Origin of the sequence: Nesterenkonia sandarakina (assembly GCF_014138825.1) — a bacterium.
Classification (GTDB): domain Bacteria; phylum Actinomycetota; class Actinomycetes; order Actinomycetales; family Micrococcaceae; genus Nesterenkonia; species Nesterenkonia sandarakina.
In genome coordinates, this window is the sequence record NZ_JACJIH010000001.1 from 1,334,369 (window position 1) to 1,357,314 (window position 22,946).

Sequence of the window (22,946 nt, forward strand, 5' to 3'; positions counted from 1 at the left end):
GGCCCTTATTCGAAGAAGTCCTCGTCAATCTCGACGACTGCATACGACTGTTTCACCTGGACTCCTACGCCGTATTTGATCATCAATTCCGCGAGTCGCTTTCCGTCGATAAGAACAATTCGCGTAGGGACAGCGCTCGCATAATCCCGAGCCGCTTGAGTGAATCGGCTCGAGGTGATGAAGACGCCGCGATGTGCCCCGAACCCATGGAGGGCCCCCATGAAAGCCTGGATTGATTCACGACCCACTGAGTTGCCATCTGCGTAGCGCTTGGCCTGAACGTAGATCTGGTCCAGACCGAGCGCATCCTGGTCTATGACCCCGTCTACCCCACCATCACCAGTGCCCCCGATACGCTTTCCGCGCTGTTCTGCGCCTCCATATCCCATTGCCAGCAGCACGCTCACCACCGCGTCCTCGAAAAAAGTGGGGTTGCTTTCGCGAAGGCGACGAAGTAACTCTTCTGCGACATTCTCTCGCAGCTGCGCGACCCCTGATTCGACTTGTTCAATAGGGTCCAGGTCGTTCGTCTCCGGAGTCGGTGTGGCGATCGAACTCAGCCCGGTCGCTGGCGTGGTCTGAGGCCAATAGTCCTTGAATAGCTGTGTGGCTTCACTGAAACTGAGCGTTGCATTCGGGTTCTGGGTGAACCACGAGCGTCCTGTCTCGGTGATGCGATAGACAGCGCGCTGAGGGCGTTCCACCCAACCGGCCTTGTAAAGGTTGGTCAGTGCCCAGCCAACCCGGTTCTCAGCACGACCGTCGCCTGCGGCCAGAGTCTCCTTCCGAGCCTCGTTGGAAATCTTCGCCGCGTCGAGAACGCGTTCGACCAGATCTCGCCGCGGGACCGTCTCCCCGGAGTCGAGCACCCGTAGAACGTAGGGCAGGAAGTGAGGCCAGATTGGAACACCAGACTCTGTGGGCGATTCGCTCATAGTTTCCTTCGGGATACACAGGCTTTGGGCAGAATGTACGTTCCATTAGTCTGACGTAATCCAGACGACAGAGCGCCATCCGCCGCAGCCGGGGGAAGAAATCCGTCAGAAGGTCGACCACCGATCGCATCCCACGGCGTCTCAGCTGTCGCCCCGCACCACAAACCCATGCGTAAGCCGGTCCCTCGAGAGCATAAACCCGCCGCGGACTGACCTGTGATACGGCTAGTCGTGCCTCCTAGTTTCACTCCAGTTGAAAAACTTACGGCTGGGGAGCGGTTTACGTCAGATTAGACGGTGGTAGGTCTAAAGGGTCAAGATCAGGAACTTGACTGGCTCCCGTACTAGATTCCCCTGCTCTCATCCCCGGCGAATCGCCAGAGCGCCGCGTCCAGCAACCGGAGCGGTTCCGCTTCGATGGTCAGGTCTATCCCTCTATGTGCCTCCCGCGCTCGATCCGGGAGCTCGGACAGCCGACCTTGAATCTCCTCGTCACGCAGAAGCTCACGAAAGACGTACCAGTCCCGTGCTCGATCGTTGAGGTGCTGAATGCCGAGGTACTTGCACACGACGCTGTCTCTAACTGGGTAAAGGTCGGGCCGCTTACGTGCCGTGATCTTGCTCGCCGTCACCCATGGATTCGAGGACGCGGTGCCCGCTTGTGCCAGTGAGGACTTGACCAAGTCATAAAACTCACACATCGGCGCGAAGTCAGCAACCGTGGTCGATTCGAGCTTCACAGGCGGTAGTGCCGACATGAGGCGGGAGAGTTCTCGCTTGGTGTCTTCGTCCTCCAGAATTCTTCGCACCGCACGCGGTGGGATTGTCACTGAGAGAGTCCCTGTGGCCAATAAGTCGGTCGCCGTCACGGCGTCCGGGTCGAGAGGTCTCAGTTGAGTGAATGTCGACCCCGCGAAGTTGCTCTCGGGATCGTAGAACCTTCCGACTTTCTCTGGCGTGCCCTCATGCGACAAGGCCCGCAGCGCCTGATCACGCGCCCGAGTCTGGACTTTTTCGTGTACCGAGGGAAAATCTACGTCCATAGGTCTTCAAATCCTTCGTTTGCCGAGCATCTACTTGAATAATTAATTAAAGATATCTCAACATTAAAGGGAAAGTCCCACACGAGGACATGGTCTGTGCCGAGTCGGAGGCCGCGTAGCCGTTATTATTAAACCTCAATGGGATGCTTAGAGACTCTGGTCTATCCCGGATTCCGAGCAGTGCGGTTCACCCGGAAACTGACCAGACCCTCCTGGAGTTGCACCGCTGAGCGGAAGCTTGCCGCTGCCGCTTCGACCGTAATTCCTCAACGCATCGTCGGGACGCGACGTTTCAAGCCCCGCTATCGGTACTTGTCGAGACGGGAGGGCGAGCAAATCCGTTCCACCAGACCTTCCAACAGCTCTTGGCGTTGTCTCTGTTCCTCTTTACCAAAGCGCCCATAGGGGCGGAAAGGCAACCCGCTTCTCCGGACAAATGCACTGAACTGCGGCTGGTGCTCATACGCAGCGGCGGTCAGGCTCGCGGCGTAGAAGTTCTGCTTCGCGTAGTGCGGCACCTTGTCCTGAAAGACTCGGTCTTGGTAGCTGCGATTGACGTCCGCGGGCAGCAGGACAAGCCCCGCGACCTGATTGCGCCACTCAAGGAAGTCCTGCTCAGTTTCAAACTCATCCTGGTATTGGTCGTACCGGTGCGCCCAGATATGCTCCACATCCCAAGGGTTCGACTGCTGCCGATCCACCAGGTTCATGAAGTTGTCGGGCCTCCCGGACTCCGACTCCACGTGGGCAGTAACCCGGGCCAAAAGATGGTAGATGTAGCGGTGAGAGAACTGGTTCACCGCCAGTCCCTTCAACCCAGAACGTCCCCTGGCTTGGGCACCATCGAAGGACACCTGTTCGGCATCCTCTTGCAACTTGCGTTGAAGCACCTCGACTAGCTCAGGCAAAGGCAGACGCCGGATATCCTTCGTCAGCATCCACATCGAGTAGGCCACGTTCGAGTAAGTGATCCGTATGTAGTTGGCCGCACGGCGCATTATCCAGATGTCCAAGTACGTCGCAGTGGCCGCGATCTTGTCACGGACGGTCGCGTCGTTATCCCCGACGATCAATGGCGCGAGGAGAACCGTCGATTGGAGCGTGAAGTTATTGTGGGCGTTGTAGAAGACCGGTTCCAGATGTGGCGTGTAGTCACGACTGGCCGCGAGGATCCTCTTGTAGGCGTTGGCAAAGAACTGCATTTCGGTCGTCATGAAGTGCAGGTTCTCCCCACCTTCTCCGACGTTAAGTCGTTGAGCCTGATCCCGTGCCCAACGGTGGAATGCGTTGCCGATCAGTTCCCAGTCCTTGTCTGCTGCGCCGGCCTTGCGTTCGCGCACGGACTGGGCATACTGCGCTCGCAACCAAGCTTTGACGAAATTAGCATCACGCTCCGCATCCGGCTCTGATTCCCAGGAGATCAGGTCGTTGATGGTCTTCTTCCACGTCGTGTTTGCGTGTGCACGGTCCCCGGAGTCTCGAATTGACCCAAGCAGGAAGGCTTTGAGCATGTCTACAGGACTCAGAGGCTTACCTCTGTCGTTCATGGTCTCGAAGATCGCGTATGCGTAAGAGTCCGAGGACGTCTCAATCTCAATGAGCCCGACGTTCTCAATCAGCCAGTAGATGAAGGTCTCCAGCCCATCGTTCAGCTCACCGTGGAGGTCTATCTCCTCTATGTCGCGGTAGCGGGCGAGCATGGTCTGCACTGATTCTTCACGCGCGGTTGCATCTGCATCTTCACCCTCGAAGAGTGCACGAAGAACGGGTACGCGCTCTTGGATGTCGAGGTTGAACTTGGCCTGACCCCGCACGTCAGAATGAATCAGAGGTTGCAGCGTCGGGACCGCGCTCAGTCCCAGCTCTTGGGAGGTTCGGTAAAGATGTATCAGCAACAGCGTGAGGGACGTTACCCGCTGCTGCCCATCTACGAGGTAGCTCTTGGCTCCACGTTTGGTCACAATGATGGAACCGAGAAAGTACTCGCCGTACCCCTCAGTGTCCGAGGGGCCATGGCCCTGCCGATAGTCAGCGAGGAACTTGTTCAACAGGTCTGTGATCAGCTCCTCCACGTTGCTTCGCTCCCACTTGTACTCCCGCTGATACTCGTCGATCGAGAATGAACGGCTCTGCAGCAACTGTCGAATGGAACGGTAGTGCGGAGTAATGCCTGTCATGCGCGTTTCGCCTTCCTCCAAGATCTGTGGATTCAGACCGTCGATATTCTCAGGTATGACTTGGTACGGAGTTCATTGATCCCTCGCCGATCTAAGAGGGCTCGTATGGTGCCCCTAGGAACCAGGCCATCAGGACTTCAGCAGCCGCTCCAGCTCGGCCTCCACGTCATAGTCCGCCGCGGGCCAGCGCAGCTTCAGATCCGAGAACGCTGCGATCAGCAGCTCCTGGACCGCGAGCCGGGAGTACCACTTCCGGTCTGCGCCGATCGCATGCCAGGGGGCGTGGTCGGCGTCGGTGGCTTCCATGACCCGCGAGTAGAGCTCCTGGTAGGTGTCGAACTCGGCCCGCGCGTCGGCGTCGGAGGGGTCGTACTTCCAGTGCTTCTCCTCCCGGTCCAGCCGGGAGACCAGCCGGTCCAGCTGTTCCTCCTGGGAGATCAGCAGCTTGACCTTGATGATGACGAAGCCCAGCCGGACGAGCTCGCGTTCGAAGAGGATCAGCGCCTCGATCCGACGCTCGATCTCCTCCGGACTTTCACTTCCGGTGATGCTGGGAACCAGCACATCCTCGTAGTGGGAACGGTCGAAGACGCCCACGTGACCTGGCCGCGGCAGGCGCCGGATGACCCGCTCCAGATAGTGCTCGCGCTGCTCCGCCGGGGTGGGTTTGCCGAATCCGGCCACCTCGATACCCATGGGGTCCATGGAGCTGACCACCTGCTTGACCACTCCGCCCTTGCCGGAGGCATCCATGCCCTGCAGCACCAGGAGAACCCTCGGGCCCCGGTCCAGGTTGTTCAGCGCGGTCTCCACCTCGGGTGAGAACAGCCCCTCGCGGCGGGCCTTCTCCTGCGGGGTCCGCCGCGGAACCCGTCCGGCGATGGCCTTGGCCACCTCCCACCGATCGTTCTCGGAGGCGGCGACCACATGGGCCCACATGAGCTCCTGCAGGTCCGCGAGCATCGCTGAGCGTTCGGCGAGCGCGTCCTCGCCGTCGTCCTTCTTGCCCTTGAACCCGATCTTCTCGCGAGTCGGAACGTCTGCCAGCGTGAGCGGTGAAGGGTACTGGTTCACCCGCCAGAGAGCACGGGGATCGCCGTCGAACGGGGTCTTCTTCGCGCCCTTGGGTCCGCGGACACCGTCCAGGGGGACATCGAGCCGGTGGGGGTTCTTCTCATTCTTGGACACGGTGTCTCCTTATGGCAGATGTCGCGCGGGCCGGTGCGGCCGCGGGCGTGGCGGTGAACAGGTCAGTCGGTGGTACGTGGGGAGCGGCGCAGGAAGTCATCGGCGATGTCGTTGAACTGCGCCCACTTCACGCCCTCGTGGGAGTTGATGTGTTCGATCAGCCGTTCCAGCATCAGCAGTACCTGCGGGCGTCCGGAGACGTCGGGGTGGATAGTGATCGTGAAGACCGCATAGTCGTTCTCGCGGTAGACCCAGTCGAACTGATCCCGCCAGATCTCCTCGAGCTGGCGCGGGTTCACGAAGCCGTGGCTGTTGGGGCTGGACTTGATGAACATCATCGGCGGCAGGTCATCGAGGTACCAGGACGCCGGGATCTCCACCAGGTCGGTCTCCTCGCCGCGGATCAGCGGCTTCATCCAGGAGCTGGCGGGCTGGTCATAGTCGATCTTCGACTGCTCCCACTTGTCCCCGACCCGCACGTAGTAAGGCTCGAAGTCCCGGTGCATCAGCGAGTGGTCATACTTGATCCCCTGCTCCAGCAGCAGCTCATTCGTGACGGTGGAGAACTCCCACCAGGGAGCCACATAACCCGTGGGACGGCGGCCCGAGCGCTTCTCGATCAGGTCGATGCAGTAGGTCAGGATCTCGGTCTCCTGCTCCCGGGTCATCGCGAGCGGGTTTTCGTGGCTGTAGCCGTGGACCCCGATCTCGTGCCCGGAGGCGACCACCTGGTCGAACTGCTCGGGGAAGGTCTCGATGGAATGCCCGGGCCAGAACCAGGTGGAGGGAAGGTCGTATTTGGCCAGCAGCTTGTTCAGCCGCGGCACTCCGACCTCACCGGCGAACATGCCGCGGGAGATGTCCCCCGGGGAGTCCTCTCCGCCATAGGAGCCGAGCCAGCCACCGACCGCGTCGACGTCGATGCCCAGTGCTACGTAGATCTCTTTGGCCATGATCTGTCCCTCTTTCCTGTGTCGTGCAGTACCTCTGTGAAGTTCTAGTTCCGGTCGCTCAGCCGCGCCTGGAGCTTCTCCTTCGCCTGTGTGGGTGCATGGGTGCTCAGCAGCAGCGCCATCAGGATCCTCGCCTGGGTGGCAGGCAGGTCTCCCAACGGCACGGCTCCGGCTGCGACGGCGTCCACCGCTCCCCCGCCTCCGTAGATCACCGCAACCGCTCCCGCCCCGGTGCGGGTGCCCAGACCCACCAGCACGCCCTGCGCGGTGGCCTGGGCGATCGCGTCGGTCAGCGGGAGACCGGGGTTGCCTGCGCCTGCACCGAGCACTACGACGCCGGTGGCACCGGTCTCCAGTGCGGCGTGCATCAACGCGGCGTCGGCCCCTGGGTAGCCCAGCACCATGTCCACGCGCTGCTGCTCGAACTCGGCGCTGGGCAGCGGGAACGGGTCCGGGGCCAGCGCCTGGGCGAAGTAGCGGGGGCCAGACTCGAGGACGACGCCCAGCGCACCGGCGCTGCGGTGGCCGAAGGGCTGAGGGGCCAGGGTGTGGTTCTTGCGCAGTCCAAGTGCGCTGTGGATCTCGCCGCCGAAGACGAGCAGCACGCCTTGACCTCTTGATGCCGGGGAGGCGGCGGTCCGGATGGCGTCGTGCAGGTTGCGTGGTCCGTCGCTGTCGGAGTGATCGGGGCTGCGCTGGGCACCGGTGAGCACCACCGGGCGCGGATCGTCATGGGTGAAACCGAGCAGCGCGAGGGTCTCCTCCATGGTGTCGGTGCCATGGGTGACGACGACCCCGTCGACGTCTTCCCGGCTCAGGATTCGGGCCACCGCGTGGGCGATCCGAGAGATGTCGGCGAAGCTGAAGTTGAAGGAGTTCTGGACTGCGATGTCCTCGGACTCCAGCTCGACTCCTGCTCCGGTGTCGCCGGGACCGAACTCATCCAACCCGCGGATGCTCAGGGCGCTGATCAAGTCCGCGGCGCTGTCCTTGGCGCGGGACCCACCGGCTGAACTCTGGCGCGAGGAGATCGTTCCCCCGGTGGCCAGCACCACGATGCGGGTCATGTCAGCCTCGATTCTTGTGGTCGCCTCTGTCTTCTCTGAGTCCATCACAGACCGACGATCAGGACAATGAGGTGTGCTGGGAGACGGTGCCGAGCGGGCCGGGGCTGGCGTTCGAGACCAACCGCTGTGGGGACTGGATCCGCGAACAAGGCGCCGAGGGGTGCCGTGCTCCTGAGGGCCCTCACTGGCCCGCGCACCCCCGACTGCTGGGTCTCATTACTCGTCTCGCCAGACGCTCAGGACATATTCACGCCTGGCACTTGAATACCGCTGTGTCACAGATCACTATGAAGATAGTCATGACTGCGGCGCAGTCCTCCCCTGTTGAGAGGTCACCCCTGATGTCCACCACCTCCACGCTTGACACCACCACTCTGCTCCAGGATTCCCGCTGGGACAGTACGATCTTCACCGGTCAGTGGCAGACCGGCGGCGGTGAGCCGATCCCGATCACCGAGCCCGCCACCGGGGAGAGCCTCGGCACCGCAGGCAGCGCCACACCGGAGGACGTGAACCGCTCCGCCACCGCGGCCGCCGCCGCGCAGAGGCAGTGGGCCGCGATGCCGCCCTCGGAGCGGGCAGCCGTGCTGCGCCGCGCCGGGACCCTCTTCGAGGAACATGCCCAGGAGATCGAGACCTGGATCGTCCGGGAGACCGGCGGCGTGGCGACCAAGGCCGCCCTGGAGACCCACATCGCCGCCGCAGAGTGTTTCGAGGCCGCCGCGCTGTGCACCGCCCCCGCCGGTGAGGTGCTCAGCACCGATCAGCCGCGCTGGTCCTTCGCCCGGCGCCGCCCGGCCGGCGTCGTCTCGGTGATCTCCCCGTTCAACTTCCCGCTGATCCTCTCCATCCGCTCGGTGGCCCCGGCGCTGGCGCTGGGCAATGCGGTGCTGCTGAAGCCGGATCCGCGCACCACCGTCTCCGGCGGGGTCAGCATCGCCCGGGTCTTCGAAGAGGCCGGACTGCCCGCGGGCGTGCTGCACCTGCTGCCCGGCGGCGGCGAGGTGGGCAAGGCGCTCACCGAGGCCGAGCAGGTGCGGATCATCTGCTTCACCGGCTCCACCGCAGCCGGGCGCCTGGTCGGCGAGACCGCCGGCCGGTTGCTCAAGCGCGCCCACCTGGAGCTCGGCGGGAACAACGCCCTGGTGGTCCTGCCCGGCGCCGATCTGGACAAAGCCGCCTCGGCCGGAGCGTTCGGCTCCTTCCTGCACCAGGGACAGATCTGCATGACCACCGGGCGGCACCTGGTTCACGAGTCCCTGAAGGACGAGTACATCGCCAAGCTCTCCGAGAAGGCGAAGAACCTGCCGGTGGGCAACCCCGCCGAGGAGGGCACCGCCATCGGCCCGATCATCGACACCGGGCAGCGCGACCGGATCCACTCGATCGTGGAGGACGCCGCGGCCAAGGGCGGCACCGTGGAGGCCGGCGGAGAGTTCACCGATCTCTTCTACTCCCCCACCGTGATCTCCGGGATCACCGCGGAGAACCCGGCCTGGACCGAGGAGATCTTCGGACCGGTCGCCCCGGTGATCTCCTTCTCCACCATCGAAGAGGCGGTGGAGATCATCAACAGCAGCCAGTACGGCCTCTCCGTGGGCGTGCTCGGCGACGTCGGGCTGGCGATGCAGGTCGCGGACCAGGTCAACTCCGGGAAGGTGCACATCAACGAACAGACCGTGGGCGATGAGGCCACCGCGCCCTTCGGCGGGGTCGGTGACTCCGGGACCGGCTCCCGGGTCGGTGGTGCGAGCGCGAACATCGAGTCCTTCACCGAGACGCAGTGGCTGACCGTGCGCTCGGAGATCGCCCCCTACCCGTTCTGAGCAACGCCTGCGGGCTCAGCTGCGGGGGCCTGAGGGCTCGCCTGCGGGGCCGGTGTCCGGCCCCGCAGGGCGTCCCGCCGGCACGCGCTCAGCTTTCGCTGACGCTGACCTGGGCCTTCTCCTCACGGCCGGAGGCCCAGAGCAGCAGCTCCTCGGGGGCACCCTGGACGCTCAGCGGAGCCGCGGAGGACGGGCCGCACGTCGTCGTCCCGTAGCCGGGGCTGGTGAAGGTGATCCGGCGCTTCGCATTGCGCGCGCCCAGCGCGAACATCGCGGAGCTGCCCTGCTTCCAGAGCCGGCGGCGCAGCTTCTCGGGGATGCCGCGCGGGTGCTTGGGGTCGAAGTCTGGTTGGGCGCGCAGCACGTCCTCGGTGTGGATGTAGAACTCGGCGGTGTTCATCAGGTCATTGAGCACCGGGAGGTTCTGCGGGAAATACGCCGGAGGGCCGGCTTCCGCTCGATTCACCAGCGACTGGTACCCGGTGCCGCGCAGCGTCTTCAGCGCGGCGCGGGCGCGTTCCCCGACCACCGGCAGCATGGGCCCCACGATCAGGTCCGGGCGGGAGTCCCGGATCACGATGTGCAGCGCCAGATCTTCAGCCGCCCATCCTTCGCAGAGCGTCGGGGCGTCGGCGGGCACGCTGCGCAGGGCCGCGGCCAAGGCCTGGCGCTGCTCGGAGGCTGTGGAGGTCATAGGCCCAAGTGTAGGGTCGGGGGCAACACTTTTGGGTACGGGAAGGACCATCGAGATGACTCAGCGCACGCACGCCACCACCGGGTACGACCCTGATCAGACCCCGGATTCCACGCTGAAGCAGCTCATCGCGCTGATCCTCTTCGTGGGCATCCCGCAGGCCGTGGGATTCCTCGGCAGCATCCTCACCTCGGATCAGACCGACGGCTGGTACGCGGAGGCAGATAAGGCCGCCTGGACCCCGCCGGACGCGGTGTTCGGGCCGGTCTGGACCGTGCTGTACCTGCTGATGGGCGTGGGCGCCTGGCTGGTCTGGCGACGCCGGCACAGCGTCAACGCCACCCCGGCCCTCGCGCTGTTCGTGGGCCAGCTGGTGCTCAACAGCATCTGGTCCCCGCTGTTCTTCGGCGGTTACCCGATCTTCGGCACCGCCGCGCTCTGGGCCGCCATGGTGCTGATCGCCGTGCTGATCGTGGCGATCACGCTGACCATTTGGCGGTTCTGGCCGATCTCCCGGCTGGGCGCCTGCCTGCTGCTGCCGTTCCTGGCCTGGACGCTCTACGCCTCCACGCTGAACTTCTACATCGCGCTGATGAACTAGAGCAGCAGAGTCTCAGTCCCGCGTCCGACGGCGCGGCTGGGCTGTCGAATGCGGCTCACCGGCTGCCGGGTCGGGCTCAGCAGCTGCCAGGTGCGGCGTCAGTCCGCGAGCAGAAGCTCCCGCAGCTTGGCCTCGACGTCGGCGTTGGAGGGCTCCACCTGGTGGGAGCCGTCCGGGTAGAGGACCACCGGGATCTGCTTGCGTCCGGAGATGTCCTCGGCCACCTGCGCGGCGGCGGCGTCCTGCTCGAGATCGATGTAGTCATACTCGATCTTCAGCGCGTCCAGCTGGGCCTTGGTGCGCCGACAGTCCCGGCACCAGTCGGCGCCGAACATGCGGATCTTCGTCTGCTCTGTCATATAAGCTCTCCTTCTCACGCACGGCCTGCCATGCGGTTGTTCCGGCACGGCCCTGCCGTGCTGCGGTCTCAGCTGCCGAGCACGTGCTCCAGGGCTTCCTGCAGGGTGTGGTGGCGGAACGCGTAGCCCAGCGACTGGGCCTTCACCGAGGTGACCTGCTGATCCGCCCCGACGATCTCCTTCGCGCCCTGCTCGCCGAGCACCAGCTTCGGGCCGAAGGCCGGGACCGGGATCGCCGAGGGTCGTCGCATCACGGCGGCCAGGGTCTTGGAGTACTGCTTCGCGGTGACTGGCTCCGGGCCCACCCCGTTGACCGGTCCTTCGGCGTGCGGGTTCAGCGCCAGGTGCACGAAGAGTGAGGCGATGTCATCGATGCTGATCCAGCTCTGCCACTCTTTGTCTCCCAGCGGCCCACCGGCGCCCACGGTGTAGAGCGGAAGCAGCTGGGACAGCGCACCACCGGCGGGAGTCTGCACGATTCCGGTGCGCACGATCCCGACCCGCACGCCGGCCTTCTTCGCAGGTGCGGTGCTCTCTTCCCACTTCTTGCAGACCTCGGCGAGGAAGTCCGTGCCCGCCGGTGAGTCCTCGGTGAGGATGGCGCTGCGCAGCGCCCGATCCGCCGGCGTCGCGCCGTAGTAACCGATGGCGGAGCTGCTGATCAGCACGCGTCCGCGCTGGTCCGCCTCCTCCAGGTGCGCCAGGGTGGTCGCGATCAGCGAGGTGCCCTCCACCCGGGAGTCCAATACCTTCTGCTTGTGCTCCTCGGTGAAGCGGGAGGCCAGCGGGTGCCCCGCGAGGTGGATCACGGCGTCCACATCGCGCAGCGACTCCGGGTCCAGGGTGCCGGCCTCGGGGTCCCAGGTGATCTCCCCGGCCTTGGCCGCCGAGGAGCCTGACCCACCGCGGACCATCCTGCGGACCTCGATCCCGGCACCGCCGAGCAGGGCGCAGATCTGACGCCCGATCAGCCCCGAGGCGCCGCTGACCGCGACCACCTTGATCGGGGCGGCCTCGGGCAGGTGGTGGGAGTCTTGGTCCTGCTGGGAGGCCAGGCGACCGTGGGACTGGTGGAAGGCGAGGTCGTCGCTGCTCTGCCGGGCGCGGTAGGCGAAGATCCGGTTCAGCTCGGCCTCGAACTGGCGCGCCACCAGCTTCTTCGCCGCGGCCGGGAGCTTGTCCACCAGGGGCAGTTCGTAGGTGACCTTCTCGCGCAGGACCATGCCGGCGCCGTCGTCTTCGAAGCTGCGGTCATGCCGCCAGGACTTCGCAGGACCGGAGATCATCTCATCGGAGAAGCCGTGTCCGGGCTTGAAATTGGTGTGCCGCGAGCGCCACTTGGTGTACCCGCGCATCGGCAGCGAGCTGGCGGAGCCGGCCATATCCATCAACCCGGCCAGCGTGGTGCCGAACAGGCTCGGCATGTTGATCCCGAGCACCGACTCGGACCCGTCCTGGAGGCCGTTGCTGGGCTCCTCGATCACCCGGCCCGCAAAAGGCGGGTGCAGCCGCACCAGCGCACCGGGACGGGCGTACCAGTCGAAGACGTCTTCACGGGAGAAGGGCAGGTGGGTCTCGTACTCAAAGATCGGCATATTGCCTCCTGTAGGACTGGCGCGGCAGCTTAGCCGGAACGCTACCAGGCGGTACTGCCCGGTGTCTGGGAGTCGAACCCGTCAACGGGCCTCCCCGGTGCTAATCTCAGCCCATGCCGGTTCGCCAGACTCGTCGCGCCCGCGCCGCGCGGCGCCGCACCCGCCGCGTCGCCGCCTCCGGAAGCGACCTGACGCAGGAGCAGTGGTTCCGCATCCTGCAGGCCTGGTCACGCTGCGCCTACTGCGGGGCCGACGGAGCCGCGTTGCAGAAGGACTGCGTCTCCCCGATCTCCCGCGGCGGCCGCTACACGATCGAGAACGTCGTGCCGGCCTGCGGGTCCTGCAACGCGAGCAAGTCCAATGACGAGGTCACCTCCTGGATGCGACGACGACGCCTGGACGAGCCCGCGTTCCTGCGGCAGTGGGTTCAGATCACACGGGCGCTGCGCGCGGAGGATGCCGCGAGCTGATCCGGGCCTGAGGCTGTGCCTCACGCTGGGTCGCAGCCCGGGATCCGTGTCCTACCCCTGTGACAAAGTGGTCACGTGAGCATCTCCAGCACGAACACCGCCGCCCCTGACTCCTCCGCCGCCGAACGCGATCCGGCCTTCCACACCGAGGCCCGCGAGCGCCTCGCCGCGCTGGCCGGAGCCGAGGTGGACTTCCGGGAGGGCCAGTTCGAGGCGATCTCCGCCCTGGTCCAGGACCGGCGTCGTGTGCTGGTGGTGCAGAAGACCGGCTGGGGCAAGTCCGCGGTCTACTTCCTCGCCGCCCACCTGCTGCGCAGCCGCGGTCGAGGCGTCAGCCTGATCGTCTCCCCGCTGATCGCGCTGATGCGGGACCAGATCGCCGCCGCCACCCGGGCCGGAGTGCGCGCCCAGGCGGTCAGCTCCGCGAACGCCCACGAATGGGACTCCATCATGGAGTCCCTGCGCAATGACGAGCTCGACGTGCTGCTGATCTCCCCGGAACGCCTGGCCAACCCGCGCTTCCGCGACGAGGTCCTGCCCGGACTGCTGCAGCGCATGGGCATGTTGGTGGTCGATGAGGCGCACTGCATCTCCGACTGGGGCCACGACTTCCGCCCCGACTACCGCCGCATCGGGGAGATCGTGCGCAATCTCCCCGCCGAGGTCCCGGTGCTGGCCACCACTGCCACCGCGAACTCCCGGGTGGTCGATGACATCGCCGCCCAGCTGACCCCCGCCGGGGAATCCGGCCCTGAATCCGGCGGAGCCCAGCAGCCGGACAAGGAGGTCATGGTGCTGCGCGGCACGCTCAGCCGCGACTCGCTGCGCCTCGGTGTGCTCACGCTGCCGGATTCCGAGCAGCGCATCGCCTGGCTGACCCAGCACCTTGACGACCTCACCGGCAGCGGGATCGTCTACGCGCTGACCATCTCCCAAGCCACCGACCTCGCCGCGCACCTCAACGCCCACGGCTACAAGGTCGCCGCCTACACCGGGCAGACCGACCCGGATGAGCGCCAGCAGCTGGAACAGGCCCTGAAGGACAACACCGTCAAGGCGCTGATCGCCACCAGCGCGCTGGGCATGGGCTTCGACAAACCCGACCTCGGGTTCGTGGTCCACCTGGGTGCACCCTCCTCCCCGGTCTCCTACTACCAGCAGATCGGCCGCGCCGGGCGCGCCGTGGACAGCGCCGACGTGCTGCTGATGCCCGGCAAGGAGGACATCCGGATCTGGGAGTACTTCGCCCAGGCCTCCATGCCCACCCAGGAACGCGCCGACGCCGTGCTCGAGGCGCTCTCCCCCGAGACCACGCTTTCGGTGGCCAAGCTCGAAGCCATGGTGGAGATCCGCCGTTCCCCGCTGGAGCTGCTGCTCAAGGTCCTGGAGGTCGACGGCAGCGTCCGCCGGGTCTCCGGCGGCTGGCTCTCCACCGGGCGCCGGTGGACCTACGACGCCGAGCGCTACGACACCATCCTCGCGATGCGCCGGGCCGAGCAGCAGCTGATGCTCGACTACGAACAGCTCCCCGCCGGGGTCTGCCGGATGGTCTTCCTGGCCCACGCCCTCGACGACGACGAAGCCCAGCCCTGCGGCCGCTGCGACACCTGCGCGGCACCATGGTTCCCGCATGATGTCTCCTCGTCAGCGCTGGCCGAGGCCAAGGACAGCCTGGACCGGGTGGGTCTGGAGATCGCTCCGCGCAAGCAGTGGCCCACCGGGCTGAGCGCTCTGGGGATCGACCTCAAGGGCAAGCTGCCAGCCGAGGCGCAGGCCCAGCCCGGCCGCGCCCTGGCCCGGCTGAGCGACCTCGGCTGGGGCACCCCGGTCCGTGAGGCGCTGCAGGGTGAGGACGCCCAGGTCTCCGAGCAGCTGGTCCGCGGAACCATCCGGGTGCTCGCCGAGTGGGGGTGGGCGCGACGCCCCGACGTCGTCGTCTCGATGCCCTCCCGTCAACACCCGCTCCTGGTGGAGTCGCTGGCCGGCGCCCTCGCGCAGGTGGGGCGACTCCCCTACGCCGGGGCGCTGGACTGGGCCGATGGTGGACCCACCAGCACCCCGGACACCAACAGCGCCTTCCGGCTGGCGGGGCTGCTGGGGAGGTTCACGGTCTCCGGTGACCTCGCCGAACGCATCAGCGGCGCCTCAGTGCTGCTGGTCGACGACGAGGTCATCTCCCGCTGGACCTTGACCGTGGCGGCGGGAGAGCTGCGCGCCGCCGGTGCCGCCGAGGTGCTGCCCTTTGCGCTGGGGATGCGCGGCTGAGCCGGGCGGGGCACGGCGCATAGGTGCGAACCGGCGCCGAGCGCAGCGGATCAGGGCCCGTCAGGACGGGGGTATGGGCGTGAATGCTGGATACTCCCAGCTCCAGCCCGCAGGATGAGGACCGAAGCGTCAGCACAGCTTCTACTCCCGGCAACACCCTGAGGAAGGATGATCCGCCCCGATGAATTCCGACGCCGCGCACACCACCCCGGAGCCCTCGACCACGCACCGATCCATCTGGCTGGACAGCTACGCGACCGTGTCCATCCCTGCCGACACCTTCACCGAGAGCGCCCACTATGACACCGTCGTCGCCGGGGCGGGGCTGACCGGGCTCACCACTGCGGTGCTGCTGGCCCGGGCCGGGCATAAGGTCGCCGTGCTGGAGGCAAGGACCGTGGGCGCCGTCGCCACCGGGAACACCACCGCAAAGCTCTCACTGCTCCAGGGCACCACGCTCTCCAGCATCCGCAAGCACCACTCCGACGAGGTGCTCCAGGCCTATGTGGACGGCAACCAGGAGGGCGTCTCCTGGCTGGTGCGCTACATGCAGGAACACGGGGCGCCCTTTCAGCAGCGCACCGCCTACACCTACGCCACCACCGAGTCCGGGCTCTCTGCCGTGCAGCAGGAGTTCGAGGCCTGTCAGCAGGCCGGGCTGCCGGTCACCTGGACCGACCAGACGGACCTTCCCTTCCCAGTCAGCGGCGCCGTGGCGCTGGCCGACCAGATCCAGTTCCACCCCATGGATATCCTCGCCGCACTCGCAGCTGAGCTGCGGGAACGCGGAGGTGAGCTCATCGAGGGGGTCCGCGTCACTGGAGCAACCTCGAATGCTGCCGGAACCGGTGCGGCCACCAGCACCTCCGAAGGCTCTCCGCGGGCCTCCGCCGAGGACGACACCGAAGGCTCGCCCCTGAACCCGGCGGTCGACGACCCGGCGGTCGATGAGCCGGTGGTCGATGCGCCGGCGCTGCGCATCGAGACGTCCCAGGGCCCGGTGACCGCGGGCCGGCTGATGCTCGCCACCGGGGTTCCAGTGCTGGACCGCGGGGGTTACTTCGCCAAGCTCAAACCCAACCGCTCCTACGCGATGACCTACCGGGTCCCGCGGGGCTCGGGACGCATCCCCAAGGGGATGTATCTCAGCGCCGACACCCCGGGCCGGACCCTGCGCACCGTCCCGATCAACGGCGAAGAGCTGCTGCTGATCGGCGGCAATGATCACGGTGTGGGTCGGTCTGCCTCCGAACGCGCCGCCGTGGAGGACCTCGAGGCGTGGGCGCAGCAGCATTTCCCCGGCGCAGAGCGCACCCACGTCTGGTCCGCTCAGGACTACCGCGCCGCCCAGTACGTCCCCTTCTTCGGCACCCTGCCGCGCGGAGGTGGGCGGATCTACCTGGCCACCGGGTACAACAAATGGGGCATGTCCAATGCGGTGGCCGCGTCCCTGGCGATCTCCGCGCAGATCCTGGGTGGGCATATGGCCTGGGCCGAGACCCTCAGCGCCCGGATGGTCACCCCTTCCGACGTGTTCACCGGGATCAAGGACAACATCGAAGTCGGCGGGACCATGGTGGCCGGCTGGGTCGGCGCCGAGGTCCGGGCACTGCCCCAGGACGCCCCCGCCGAGGGCGAGGGTGCGGTGGGACGTGAGCACGGGAAGCCCGTCGGGGTCTCCACCGTGCAGGGCCAGACCTGCAAGGTCTCCGCTGTCTGTCCGCACCTGGGCGGGATCCTGAAGTGGAACGACGCCGCCCTGTCCTGGGACTGCCCGCTGCATGGTTCGCGCTTCGCCGCCGATGGCGAACTCCTGGAGGGCCCCGCCGTCACGAACCTCAGCCGAGGCTGAAGTTCCGCGGGTAGGAGCTCTGGGCGCCCACTCCGGTGGTGGCGGAGGCGGCGAACCGCGCGGCGATGCCCGCTGCGTCCTCCAGGCTGTCCCCGCAGGTCAGCCGGCCCAACAGGGCACCCGCGAAGGCGTCACCGGCGCCGCTGGTGTCCACCGCCTGCACCGGGACGCTGGGCACATGGACCGGGTCCTGGCCCGCGGTGTGGATGCTCGCGCCCTCGGCTCCACGGGTCACGATCAGGGTCTGCACGCCCAGCGCCTGGGCTGGATCTGCAGCGGCGGAGCGTGGCGGGCGGTTGGGAGCGCCGGTGTCCCCAGTAGTCCCGGTGACCTCGAGCAGCTCTGCGGCTTCACCCTCGTTGACGATCACCAGGTCCACGTGGCGCAGATCCACCGGCTCCCCGCTCAGCGGTGAGGCGTTCAACGCAACCCTGGTCCCCGAGGCCTGCGCACGGGCAGCGGCCTCGTGCACCGTCTCCAGAGGGACCTCCAGGCTCAGCAACATCCATTCGGCGTCAGCCAGCAGCTCCGCCGGGCAGTCCTCGGCCTGGAGCTCCGTGTTCGCGCCCGGGACCACCACGATGGTGTTCTCGCCATCCGCGCGCACGCTGATGAAGGCCATCCCCTGCGCGCCGCGGCCTGGGGTGACAGCGTCCACATGCACACCCGCCTCGCGCAGCGAGCGGACGGCCTCCGCTCCGGCGGCGTCGGAGCCGCAGCGCGCGATCAGGTGCGACTGCGCCCCGACCAGCGCGGCGGCCACCGCCTGGTTCGCACTCTTGCCTCCGGTCGCGGTCTCCGACGTCGAGGCCAGAAGGGTCTGACCCGGGGTCGGGAACTCGGACACCCGGACGGTGATGTCCCGGTTCACCGACCCCATGATGAGCAGCGTCATGCTGGTCCTTCCGGCGCTCAGGAGAGCGAGAGGAACAGCTTCTCGAGCTCCTCCACGGTCAGCCCGTCTTCGGTCTCTGCGGCACGTTCAGGTTCGGTGACGCAGAACTGCATGGCCGAGGAGACCACGCTGAACCCGGCGCGGTCCAGGGCGGTGGACACCGCTGCAAGCTGAGTGACCACGTCGCGGCAGCTGCCGCCGTTCTCCACGGCGTTGATCACCGAGTCCAGCTGCCCGCGGGCCCGCTTGAGTCGGTTCACGATCTTGCGCTGGGTCTCCGGATCGGCTTCTCTCATCGCTCTCTCCCTGCTTCTCGCACTGGTTCATCTCTATGATGCCAGCTGCGCTCGGCGCTGGCGGTACAACAGGGTCCCGAGCAGCGCGAGGATCACCGCGCCTGCTCCCAGTCCCACGGTCAACGGCAGCTCCTGGAGGAACACCACGATTCCCATGGCCAGTACCAGGTATCCGAAGGCCTTCTTCAGCGCCTTCTCGGGAACGTGCTTGCCGAAGGCGGTGCCGATCAGCGCTCCGATCACCGTGATCCCGGTGATCATCAGCACCGGACCCCAGTCGATGCTCACCGATGTCAGGTACCCGGCGAGTCCGGTGAAGGACTTCATCGAGATGATCAGCAGCGAGGTGCCCACAGCGGCGGGCATCGCCAGCCCGCCGAGGAGCACCAGCGCCGGGACCACCAGGAACCCTCCCCCGGCGCCGACCATGCCAGTCACCAGACCCACCACCAGGCCCTCGAGGAGGATCTTGGCCAGCGGCAGCTTCTTTCGCGGTCCGGCGGCGGCCTGAGCCCGGCGGTCCAGGATCATGGCCAGGGCGGTGGCCACCATCATCACGCCGAAGGCGACCATCAGCACCACGCTGGGCAGTCGACTCCCCATCAGGCCACCGCCGAAGGCGCCAGCCATCGCGGCGGCTCCGAAGAGGAACCCGGTGCGCCACTGCACGTTCCCGCGCCTGGCATGCGCCACCACACTCACCGCGGAGGTCACCCCGATGATGAACATCGAGGCGGCGATCGCCTCCTTCGGCGGCATCCCGGCCACGTAGGTCAGCAGCGGGACCGCCAGGATGGTGCCCCCGCCGCCGAGCAGACCCAGCGAGATGCCGATCCCGACGGCCAGGACCATCGCCAGGATCAGGCCCCCGCTCACCCCCGCGACGCCTGAGTCTGGGCTCCAGGGCCGCGGCCGGCCTGGATGGCCGTGGAGCGGGGAATCTCGGCGAGCAGCTTCTCCACGGTCGGATCAGCCTCCACCTTGTTCCACGGCATCTTGTTCAGCGCCGCCGCCATCGCGCAGGAATCGGTCAGCGCGGAGAACGTCAGCCCGGCACCGATGGCCCCGGCCAGGTAGCCGACCTTCGGAGAGATCAGCTTGCCGCCGAGAAAACCGGTGAGCACCAGCGAGCCAGCGACCATCCGGACCTGACGGTCCATCGCCCAGCGCTGCCGGCCACGCTCGGTGTGGTCGCGGTGCGAGGCCTCCAACGCGACGACGCCGCCGTCGAGCACCCGCGCCGTGTCCACTCCTGCAGCGCGCAAGTGCTGCAGGGCCTGGTTGGCGCGGTTGCCGGTCTGGCAGATCAGCACGATCTCCCCGGTGAACTGCTCGGCCAGGGTCTCCTTGTTCTTCTGCAGCAGGTCCAGGGGAACGTTATGGGACCCGGGAACCCGCAGCGATTCGTGCTCCGCGGGGGTTCGCACGTCGACGAGCAGCGGGGTGCTCGGTGAGCGCAGCTTCTCGGCCAGTTCGGTGGGGCTCATCGGGGATGCGGCCGCCGTCGTCGTCGGGCTCAGGGTGCTGGTGGTGTTCGGTGCCATAAGGCCGGTGGTTCCTCTCAAGAGATGGATGTCCTTCTAAGACCAGAACAAACGGGTCAGTGTGATGTGTTCCAGTCCGACCAGCCGGCATAGCTGCCGACGAGCTCACGGACGTCGTGACCCTGCCGGCGCAGCGCGCTGGCGGCCACCGAGTTCCGGACCCCGGACTGGCAGTAGGTGACGATCGGACCCGAGGCCGGCAGCTGGTCCTGGTGCCAGAGCACCCGGCCGGCGCTCAGCTGCTTGGAGCCGGGGACATGGCCCGCGGCGTGCTCGGACTTGTTGCGCACATCCAGCAGCAGCGCTGACTCGAAGTCCTCCAGCTCCGCGGGGGTGATGGTGGCAGGCTGGGTCTGCGGCAGATCAGCCAGGCTGATCGTGTAGCCCTTCACCGCGTCGATGCCCACCCGCATCAGATGGCGGCGCATGGTCTCGGCCGTCTCCTGGTCAGGCGCCAGCAGGATCAGCGGCTTGGACTCGGTCTCCGGGTCATAGGCCCAGGCGCCGAAGCTGGCGGCCTTGCCTCCGGCGGGGATGTTCAGCGCCCCCACCACGGTGCCCTGCTTGACCTTGGTGTGGGAGCGGGTGTCCACGAAGATCGCTCGGTCCTCCTCCAGGGCGCTGCGCACCTGGTCGGAGGTGAACACCGGCAGGGTCTCCAGCGGACCCAGGACCTTGGGGCCGTCCTTGTTCTCGCGCTTCATCCGACCGAAGTAGGCGTGGGCGTCGGGCTGACCGTCGAGCAGCTCATCGATGAAGCCCTGCTCGTCGTCCTTGGCCAGGTGCTTGGACCACCAGGCGTTGGCCCGCTCGTAGCCCACCGTGGTGGCGGGCAGCGCGCCCAGTGCCTTGCCGCAGGCGCTGCCGGAGCCATGTCCGGGGTAGACCAGCACGTGATCGGGCAGCGTGAGGAACTGCTCCTTGAGGCTTCGGTAGAGCTGCTTGGCCCCCTCGAAGCGGGTGTCGACTCCCCCGGCGGCCTCGTCGAGCAGGTCTGGGCGGCCGAGATCTCCTGCAAAGACGAAGTCCCCGGAGATCATGTAGCCGGGCGCATCGGAGAACGCGCCGTCGGTCACCAGGAACACCAGGTGCTCCGGGGTGTGGCCGGGAGTGTGGCGCGCCTCGATGGTGATGTTGCCCAGGGTGATGGTGTCTCCGTGGGTCAGCCGGGTGGCGTCGAAGCCGTACTGCCAGTCCTCGCCGCCCTCGCCTGAAACGTAGGCCTGCGCGTTCGCGGCCGCCGCGAGCTCGCGGGTGCCGGAGAGGTAATCAGCGTGGATGTGGGTCTCGGCAACTGCGGTGATCCGCATGCCGTGGCGCTGGGCCAACTCGAAGTACTCGCTGACATCGCGGCGGGCGTCGATCACGATCGCCTCGCCCTTGGCCTGGCAGCCGATGAAGTAGCTGGCCTGCGCCAGGTCCTCGTCATAGATCCGTTCCAGAAGCATGAGATCGCTCCCCTTCCTTGAAAGTCTGCGGATACCCCAGGGGGTATGCAGCTACTCTGACACATACCCCCTGGGGTATACAAATCCGAGAGTCTCTACGCGAGTCCTGGCTGCATCGGGTGTGAGATGAGAGACGAAGTTCACGAGGACGAAACATCACCCGGTACGCTGGAGACCTGCCCTCCCCCGGTCCTGCCCCAGGCGGCCCGCGCGTGGACGCGAGCAGCAATCTTGTGTATCTACCTGATCCGACCGGCCCACCGAGGCGCCGCTGCGGGTCAAGGCGGCACTGAGCACGACAGAGCCGACACCGGAGGATCACCACCATGCCCGCGAACACGCCCGCGAGGAACGACGACGCCGCCCAGCCGCCCGCCGCGGATCCGCAGACCGCGCCGGATCGGGACTCGACGGCCGACCCCAGCTCCGCGGCCCCCCGCTTTCCCGACGCCGAGCCGCGGCTGACGCTGCGCGGCGCGGTCGGCCCGGCCTACTTCCCGGTGGCCCTGCTGGCACGCTTCCCCTACGCGATGATGGTGGTCGGAGTGCTGACCCTGGTCGTGGCGGCCCGGGACTCGATCAGCCTGGGCGGTCTGACCTCGGCCATGGTGGGGCTGGGCACCGCGATCTTCGGCCCGCTCATCGGCGCCGCCGCGGACCGCGGGGGTCAGCGCCGGGTGCTGCTGGTCGCCGGCTCCGCCAGCAGCCTCTCGCTGCTGGGGATGGCCTGGGTGGTCTACAGCCCGCTGGGCACCTGGGCCGTGCTGGCCTCGGCGTTCCTGGTCGGGGCCACCGCCCCGCAGGTCCCGCCGATGTCCCGCAGCCGGCTGGTGGGCGTGATCTTCCGCCAGCTGCCCCCGGCCAGGCAGCAGAAGACGATGAACTCCACAATGGCGTATGAGTCTGCCGCCGATGAGATCACATTCGTCTTCGGCCCAGTGATTGTGGGCCTGCTCGCGGCCAGCCTGGGCGGTCCGGCCCCGATGATCGGTGCCGCGGTCCTCACGCTGTGCTTCCTGATCAGCTTCGCGCTGCACCCCACTGCCGAGGCGGTGCCCAAGAACGCGGCCACGCACCGGGAACCGGCCCCGGTGGCCGCGCTGTTCGCCCCGAGGCTGCTGGTGCTGCTGGCCGGCGCGCTGGGCATCGGACTGATCTTCGGCTCCACCTTGACCACGCTGACCTCGTTCATGGCCGATCTGGGCTATGCCGAACGCGCCGGGCTGGTCTACGGGGCGATGGGCATCGGCTCAGCGATATTCGCCCTCGCCGCCGCCCTGTTCCCCGCCAGCTTCACCCTGCAGGCCCGCTGGCTCAGTTTCGGCGGCGTGCTGCTGCTGGGAACCATCGGGCTGCAGTTCGCCTCGGCCCTGCCGGTGCTGATCCTGGTGCTGCTGGTGATGGGTGTGGGCATCGGCCCCACCCTCGTCACCCAGTTCAGCCTGGTGGCCGAGCGCAGTCCGCGCGGGCGCTCCACCACCGTGATGTCCATGCTGACCACCGCGATCGTGATCGGGCAGTCCTCCTCCTCGGCGATCACCGGGTTCATCGCAGAGAACCTCGGAACCCAGGCCTCCGCCGTCGTCCCGCTGGTGGCGGCGCTGCTGATCCTCTTCGCCGCGGTCGGCAACGCCCTCTGGGTGAGCAACGCCCGGGACTACTCCCAGGACTGACCCCAGCACTGATCCCCCGGTCGCCCGCCAGGACTGACCCCACCCGGCCGCACCCCCTCGGGACG

The 22,946-nt window shown here is 66.8% G+C and carries 20 protein-coding genes; 6 read left to right on the forward strand and 14 right to left on the reverse strand.

Annotated features, from left to right (window positions below; translation table 11 throughout):
• Window positions 1-5: 5 nt before the first annotated feature.
• The 6 genes from HNR24_RS06060 to HNR24_RS06085 form a co-directional block, all read right to left on the reverse strand.
• Window positions 6-935, reverse strand: coding sequence for a restriction endonuclease (locus HNR24_RS06060; protein ID WP_182495311.1), 930 nt, complete (start codon window positions 933-935; stop codon window positions 6-8).
• 344 nt (window positions 936-1,279) lie between these two features.
• Window positions 1,280-1,978, reverse strand: a complete 699-nt coding sequence (locus HNR24_RS06065) for a DUF6308 family protein (protein WP_182495312.1) — start codon at window positions 1,976-1,978, stop codon at window positions 1,280-1,282.
• Window positions 1,979-2,280: 302 nt separating this feature from the next.
• The gene (locus HNR24_RS06070; protein WP_182495313.1) at window positions 2,281-4,155 is read right to left on the reverse strand and encodes a DUF262 domain-containing protein; all 1,875 of its coding nucleotides are present in this window, start codon (window positions 4,153-4,155) and stop codon (window positions 2,281-2,283) included.
• A 129-nt stretch (window positions 4,156-4,284) separates the two neighbouring features.
• Entirely contained in the window at window positions 4,285-5,343 is a 1,059-nt protein-coding gene (locus tag HNR24_RS06075) for a polyphosphate kinase 2 family protein (RefSeq protein ID WP_182495314.1), read from the reverse strand.
• A gap of 62 nt (window positions 5,344-5,405) precedes the next feature.
• Window positions 5,406-6,296 (reverse strand): polysaccharide deacetylase family protein, encoded by an 891-nt coding sequence (locus HNR24_RS06080; protein WP_182495315.1) that lies wholly within the window; start codon window positions 6,294-6,296, stop codon window positions 5,406-5,408.
• Window positions 6,297-6,340: 44 nt separating this feature from the next.
• Window positions 6,341-7,363: an asparaginase gene (locus HNR24_RS06085; RefSeq protein WP_182495316.1), complete on the reverse strand. Its 1,023-nt coding sequence runs from the start codon at window positions 7,361-7,363 to the stop codon at window positions 6,341-6,343.
• Between the two features lie 341 nt (window positions 7,364-7,704).
• Between HNR24_RS06085 and HNR24_RS06090 the strand changes: the two genes are divergently transcribed.
• Entirely contained in the window at window positions 7,705-9,189 is a 1,485-nt protein-coding gene (locus HNR24_RS06090; protein ID WP_182495317.1) for a benzaldehyde dehydrogenase, read from the forward strand.
• 88 nt (window positions 9,190-9,277) lie between these two features.
• Here the strand turns inward: HNR24_RS06090 and HNR24_RS06095 are convergent, their stop codons facing one another.
• Window positions 9,278-9,883: a TIGR03085 family metal-binding protein gene (locus tag HNR24_RS06095; protein ID WP_182495318.1), complete on the reverse strand. Its 606-nt coding sequence runs from the start codon at window positions 9,881-9,883 to the stop codon at window positions 9,278-9,280.
• Between the two features lie 55 nt (window positions 9,884-9,938).
• On the opposite strand from HNR24_RS06095, the gene HNR24_RS06100 reads away from it, so the two are divergent.
• A complete protein-coding gene (locus HNR24_RS06100) occupies window positions 9,939-10,484 on the forward strand; it encodes a TspO/MBR family protein (RefSeq protein WP_182495319.1) in 546 nt (181 codons plus the stop codon).
• 98 nt (window positions 10,485-10,582) lie between these two features.
• Here the strand turns inward: HNR24_RS06100 and HNR24_RS06105 are convergent, their stop codons facing one another.
• Both HNR24_RS06105 and HNR24_RS06110 read right to left on the reverse strand, forming a co-directional pair.
• On the reverse strand, window positions 10,583-10,843 hold the full coding sequence (locus tag HNR24_RS06105; RefSeq protein WP_058888544.1) for a glutaredoxin domain-containing protein: 261 nt from the start codon (window positions 10,841-10,843) through the stop codon (window positions 10,583-10,585).
• Between the two features lie 68 nt (window positions 10,844-10,911).
• Window positions 10,912-12,438, reverse strand: a complete 1,527-nt coding sequence (locus HNR24_RS06110; RefSeq protein WP_182495320.1) for a TIGR01777 family oxidoreductase — start codon at window positions 12,436-12,438, stop codon at window positions 10,912-10,914.
• Between the two features lie 113 nt (window positions 12,439-12,551).
• Here HNR24_RS06110 and HNR24_RS06115 point away from each other — a divergent pair, with 113 nt between their 5' ends.
• The 3 genes from HNR24_RS06115 to HNR24_RS06125 all read left to right on the forward strand — a co-directional run bounded on the left by HNR24_RS06115 (window position 12,552) and on the right by HNR24_RS06125 (window position 17,025).
• The gene (locus HNR24_RS06115) at window positions 12,552-12,908 is read left to right on the forward strand and encodes an HNH endonuclease (RefSeq protein ID WP_058888542.1); all 357 of its coding nucleotides are present in this window, start codon (window positions 12,552-12,554) and stop codon (window positions 12,906-12,908) included.
• An 81-nt stretch (window positions 12,909-12,989) separates the two neighbouring features.
• Window positions 12,990-15,173, forward strand: a complete 2,184-nt coding sequence (locus HNR24_RS06120) for a RecQ family ATP-dependent DNA helicase (RefSeq protein ID WP_182496117.1) — start codon at window positions 12,990-12,992, stop codon at window positions 15,171-15,173.
• A 181-nt stretch (window positions 15,174-15,354) separates the two neighbouring features.
• Window positions 15,355-17,025, forward strand: coding sequence for an FAD-dependent oxidoreductase (locus HNR24_RS06125; RefSeq protein ID WP_182495321.1), 1,671 nt, complete (start codon window positions 15,355-15,357; stop codon window positions 17,023-17,025).
• On the opposite strand, the gene HNR24_RS06130 is transcribed toward HNR24_RS06125, so the two are convergent.
• The 5 genes from HNR24_RS06130 to HNR24_RS06150 are packed head-to-tail and all read right to left on the reverse strand — an operon-like array spanning window position 17,012 to window position 21,208.
• On the reverse strand, window positions 17,012-17,920 hold the full coding sequence (locus HNR24_RS06130) for a ribokinase (protein ID WP_182495322.1): 909 nt from the start codon (window positions 17,918-17,920) through the stop codon (window positions 17,012-17,014). The two genes, HNR24_RS06125 and HNR24_RS06130, sit on opposite strands and share 14 nt — an antisense overlap.
• Before the next feature lie 17 nt (window positions 17,921-17,937).
• Complete coding sequence (locus HNR24_RS06135) at window positions 17,938-18,216, reverse strand: metal-sensitive transcriptional regulator (protein WP_058888539.1); 279 nt, start codon at window positions 18,214-18,216, stop codon at window positions 17,938-17,940.
• A gap of 33 nt (window positions 18,217-18,249) precedes the next feature.
• Window positions 18,250-19,092: a sulfite exporter TauE/SafE family protein gene (locus tag HNR24_RS06140; protein ID WP_182495323.1), complete on the reverse strand. Its 843-nt coding sequence runs from the start codon at window positions 19,090-19,092 to the stop codon at window positions 18,250-18,252.
• Complete coding sequence (locus HNR24_RS06145; RefSeq protein ID WP_220477169.1) at window positions 19,089-19,760, reverse strand: rhodanese-like domain-containing protein; 672 nt, start codon at window positions 19,758-19,760, stop codon at window positions 19,089-19,091. Before HNR24_RS06145 ends, HNR24_RS06140 begins: the two co-directional genes overlap by 4 nt.
• A gap of 56 nt (window positions 19,761-19,816) precedes the next feature.
• The gene (locus tag HNR24_RS06150) at window positions 19,817-21,208 is read right to left on the reverse strand and encodes an MBL fold metallo-hydrolase (protein WP_182495324.1); all 1,392 of its coding nucleotides are present in this window, start codon (window positions 21,206-21,208) and stop codon (window positions 19,817-19,819) included.
• 326 nt (window positions 21,209-21,534) lie between these two features.
• On the opposite strand from HNR24_RS06150, the gene HNR24_RS06155 reads away from it, so the two are divergent.
• Window positions 21,535-22,881 carry an MFS transporter gene (locus HNR24_RS06155; RefSeq protein WP_182495325.1) on the forward strand — a complete coding sequence of 449 codons (1,347 nt, stop codon included), beginning with the start codon at window positions 21,535-21,537 and terminating at the stop codon, window positions 22,879-22,881.
• The last annotated feature ends 65 nt before the right edge of the window (window positions 22,882-22,946 follow it).

Excerpts from the sequence above, each read along its gene's own strand:
- HNR24_RS06080 (WP_182495315.1), bottom strand. The coding sequence starts at position 6,296 with ATGGCCAAAGAGATCTACGTAGCACTGGGCATCGACGTCGACGCGGTC.
- HNR24_RS06065 (WP_182495312.1), bottom strand. The coding sequence starts at position 1,978 with ATGGACGTAGATTTTCCCTCGGTACACGAAAAAGTCCAGACTCGGGCG.
- HNR24_RS06110 (WP_182495320.1), bottom strand. The coding sequence starts at position 12,438 with ATGCCGATCTTTGAGTACGAGACCCACCTGCCCTTCTCCCGTGAAGAC.
- HNR24_RS06125 (WP_182495321.1), top strand. The coding sequence starts at position 15,355 with ATGAATTCCGACGCCGCGCACACCACCCCGGAGCCCTCGACCACGCAC.
- HNR24_RS06130 (WP_182495322.1), bottom strand. The coding sequence starts at position 17,920 with ATGACGCTGCTCATCATGGGGTCGGTGAACCGGGACATCACCGTCCGG.
- HNR24_RS06095 (WP_182495318.1), bottom strand. The coding sequence starts at position 9,883 with ATGACCTCCACAGCCTCCGAGCAGCGCCAGGCCTTGGCCGCGGCCCTG.
- HNR24_RS06150 (WP_182495324.1), bottom strand. The coding sequence starts at position 21,208 with ATGCTTCTGGAACGGATCTATGACGAGGACCTGGCGCAGGCCAGCTAC.
- HNR24_RS06115 (WP_058888542.1), top strand. The coding sequence starts at position 12,552 with ATGCCGGTTCGCCAGACTCGTCGCGCCCGCGCCGCGCGGCGCCGCACC.
- HNR24_RS06155 (WP_182495325.1), top strand. The coding sequence starts at position 21,535 with ATGCCCGCGAACACGCCCGCGAGGAACGACGACGCCGCCCAGCCGCCC.
- HNR24_RS06145 (WP_220477169.1), bottom strand. The coding sequence starts at position 19,760 with ATGGCACCGAACACCACCAGCACCCTGAGCCCGACGACGACGGCGGCC.
- HNR24_RS06085 (WP_182495316.1), bottom strand. The coding sequence starts at position 7,363 with ATGACCCGCATCGTGGTGCTGGCCACCGGGGGAACGATCTCCTCGCGC.
- HNR24_RS06060 (WP_182495311.1), bottom strand. The coding sequence starts at position 935 with ATGAGCGAATCGCCCACAGAGTCTGGTGTTCCAATCTGGCCTCACTTC.
- HNR24_RS06090 (WP_182495317.1), top strand. The coding sequence starts at position 7,705 with ATGTCCACCACCTCCACGCTTGACACCACCACTCTGCTCCAGGATTCC.
- HNR24_RS06100 (WP_182495319.1), top strand. The coding sequence starts at position 9,939 with ATGACTCAGCGCACGCACGCCACCACCGGGTACGACCCTGATCAGACC.
- HNR24_RS06105 (WP_058888544.1), bottom strand. The coding sequence starts at position 10,843 with ATGACAGAGCAGACGAAGATCCGCATGTTCGGCGCCGACTGGTGCCGG.
- HNR24_RS06135 (WP_058888539.1), bottom strand. The coding sequence starts at position 18,216 with ATGAGAGAAGCCGATCCGGAGACCCAGCGCAAGATCGTGAACCGACTC.
- HNR24_RS06070 (WP_182495313.1), bottom strand. The coding sequence starts at position 4,155 with ATGACAGGCATTACTCCGCACTACCGTTCCATTCGACAGTTGCTGCAG.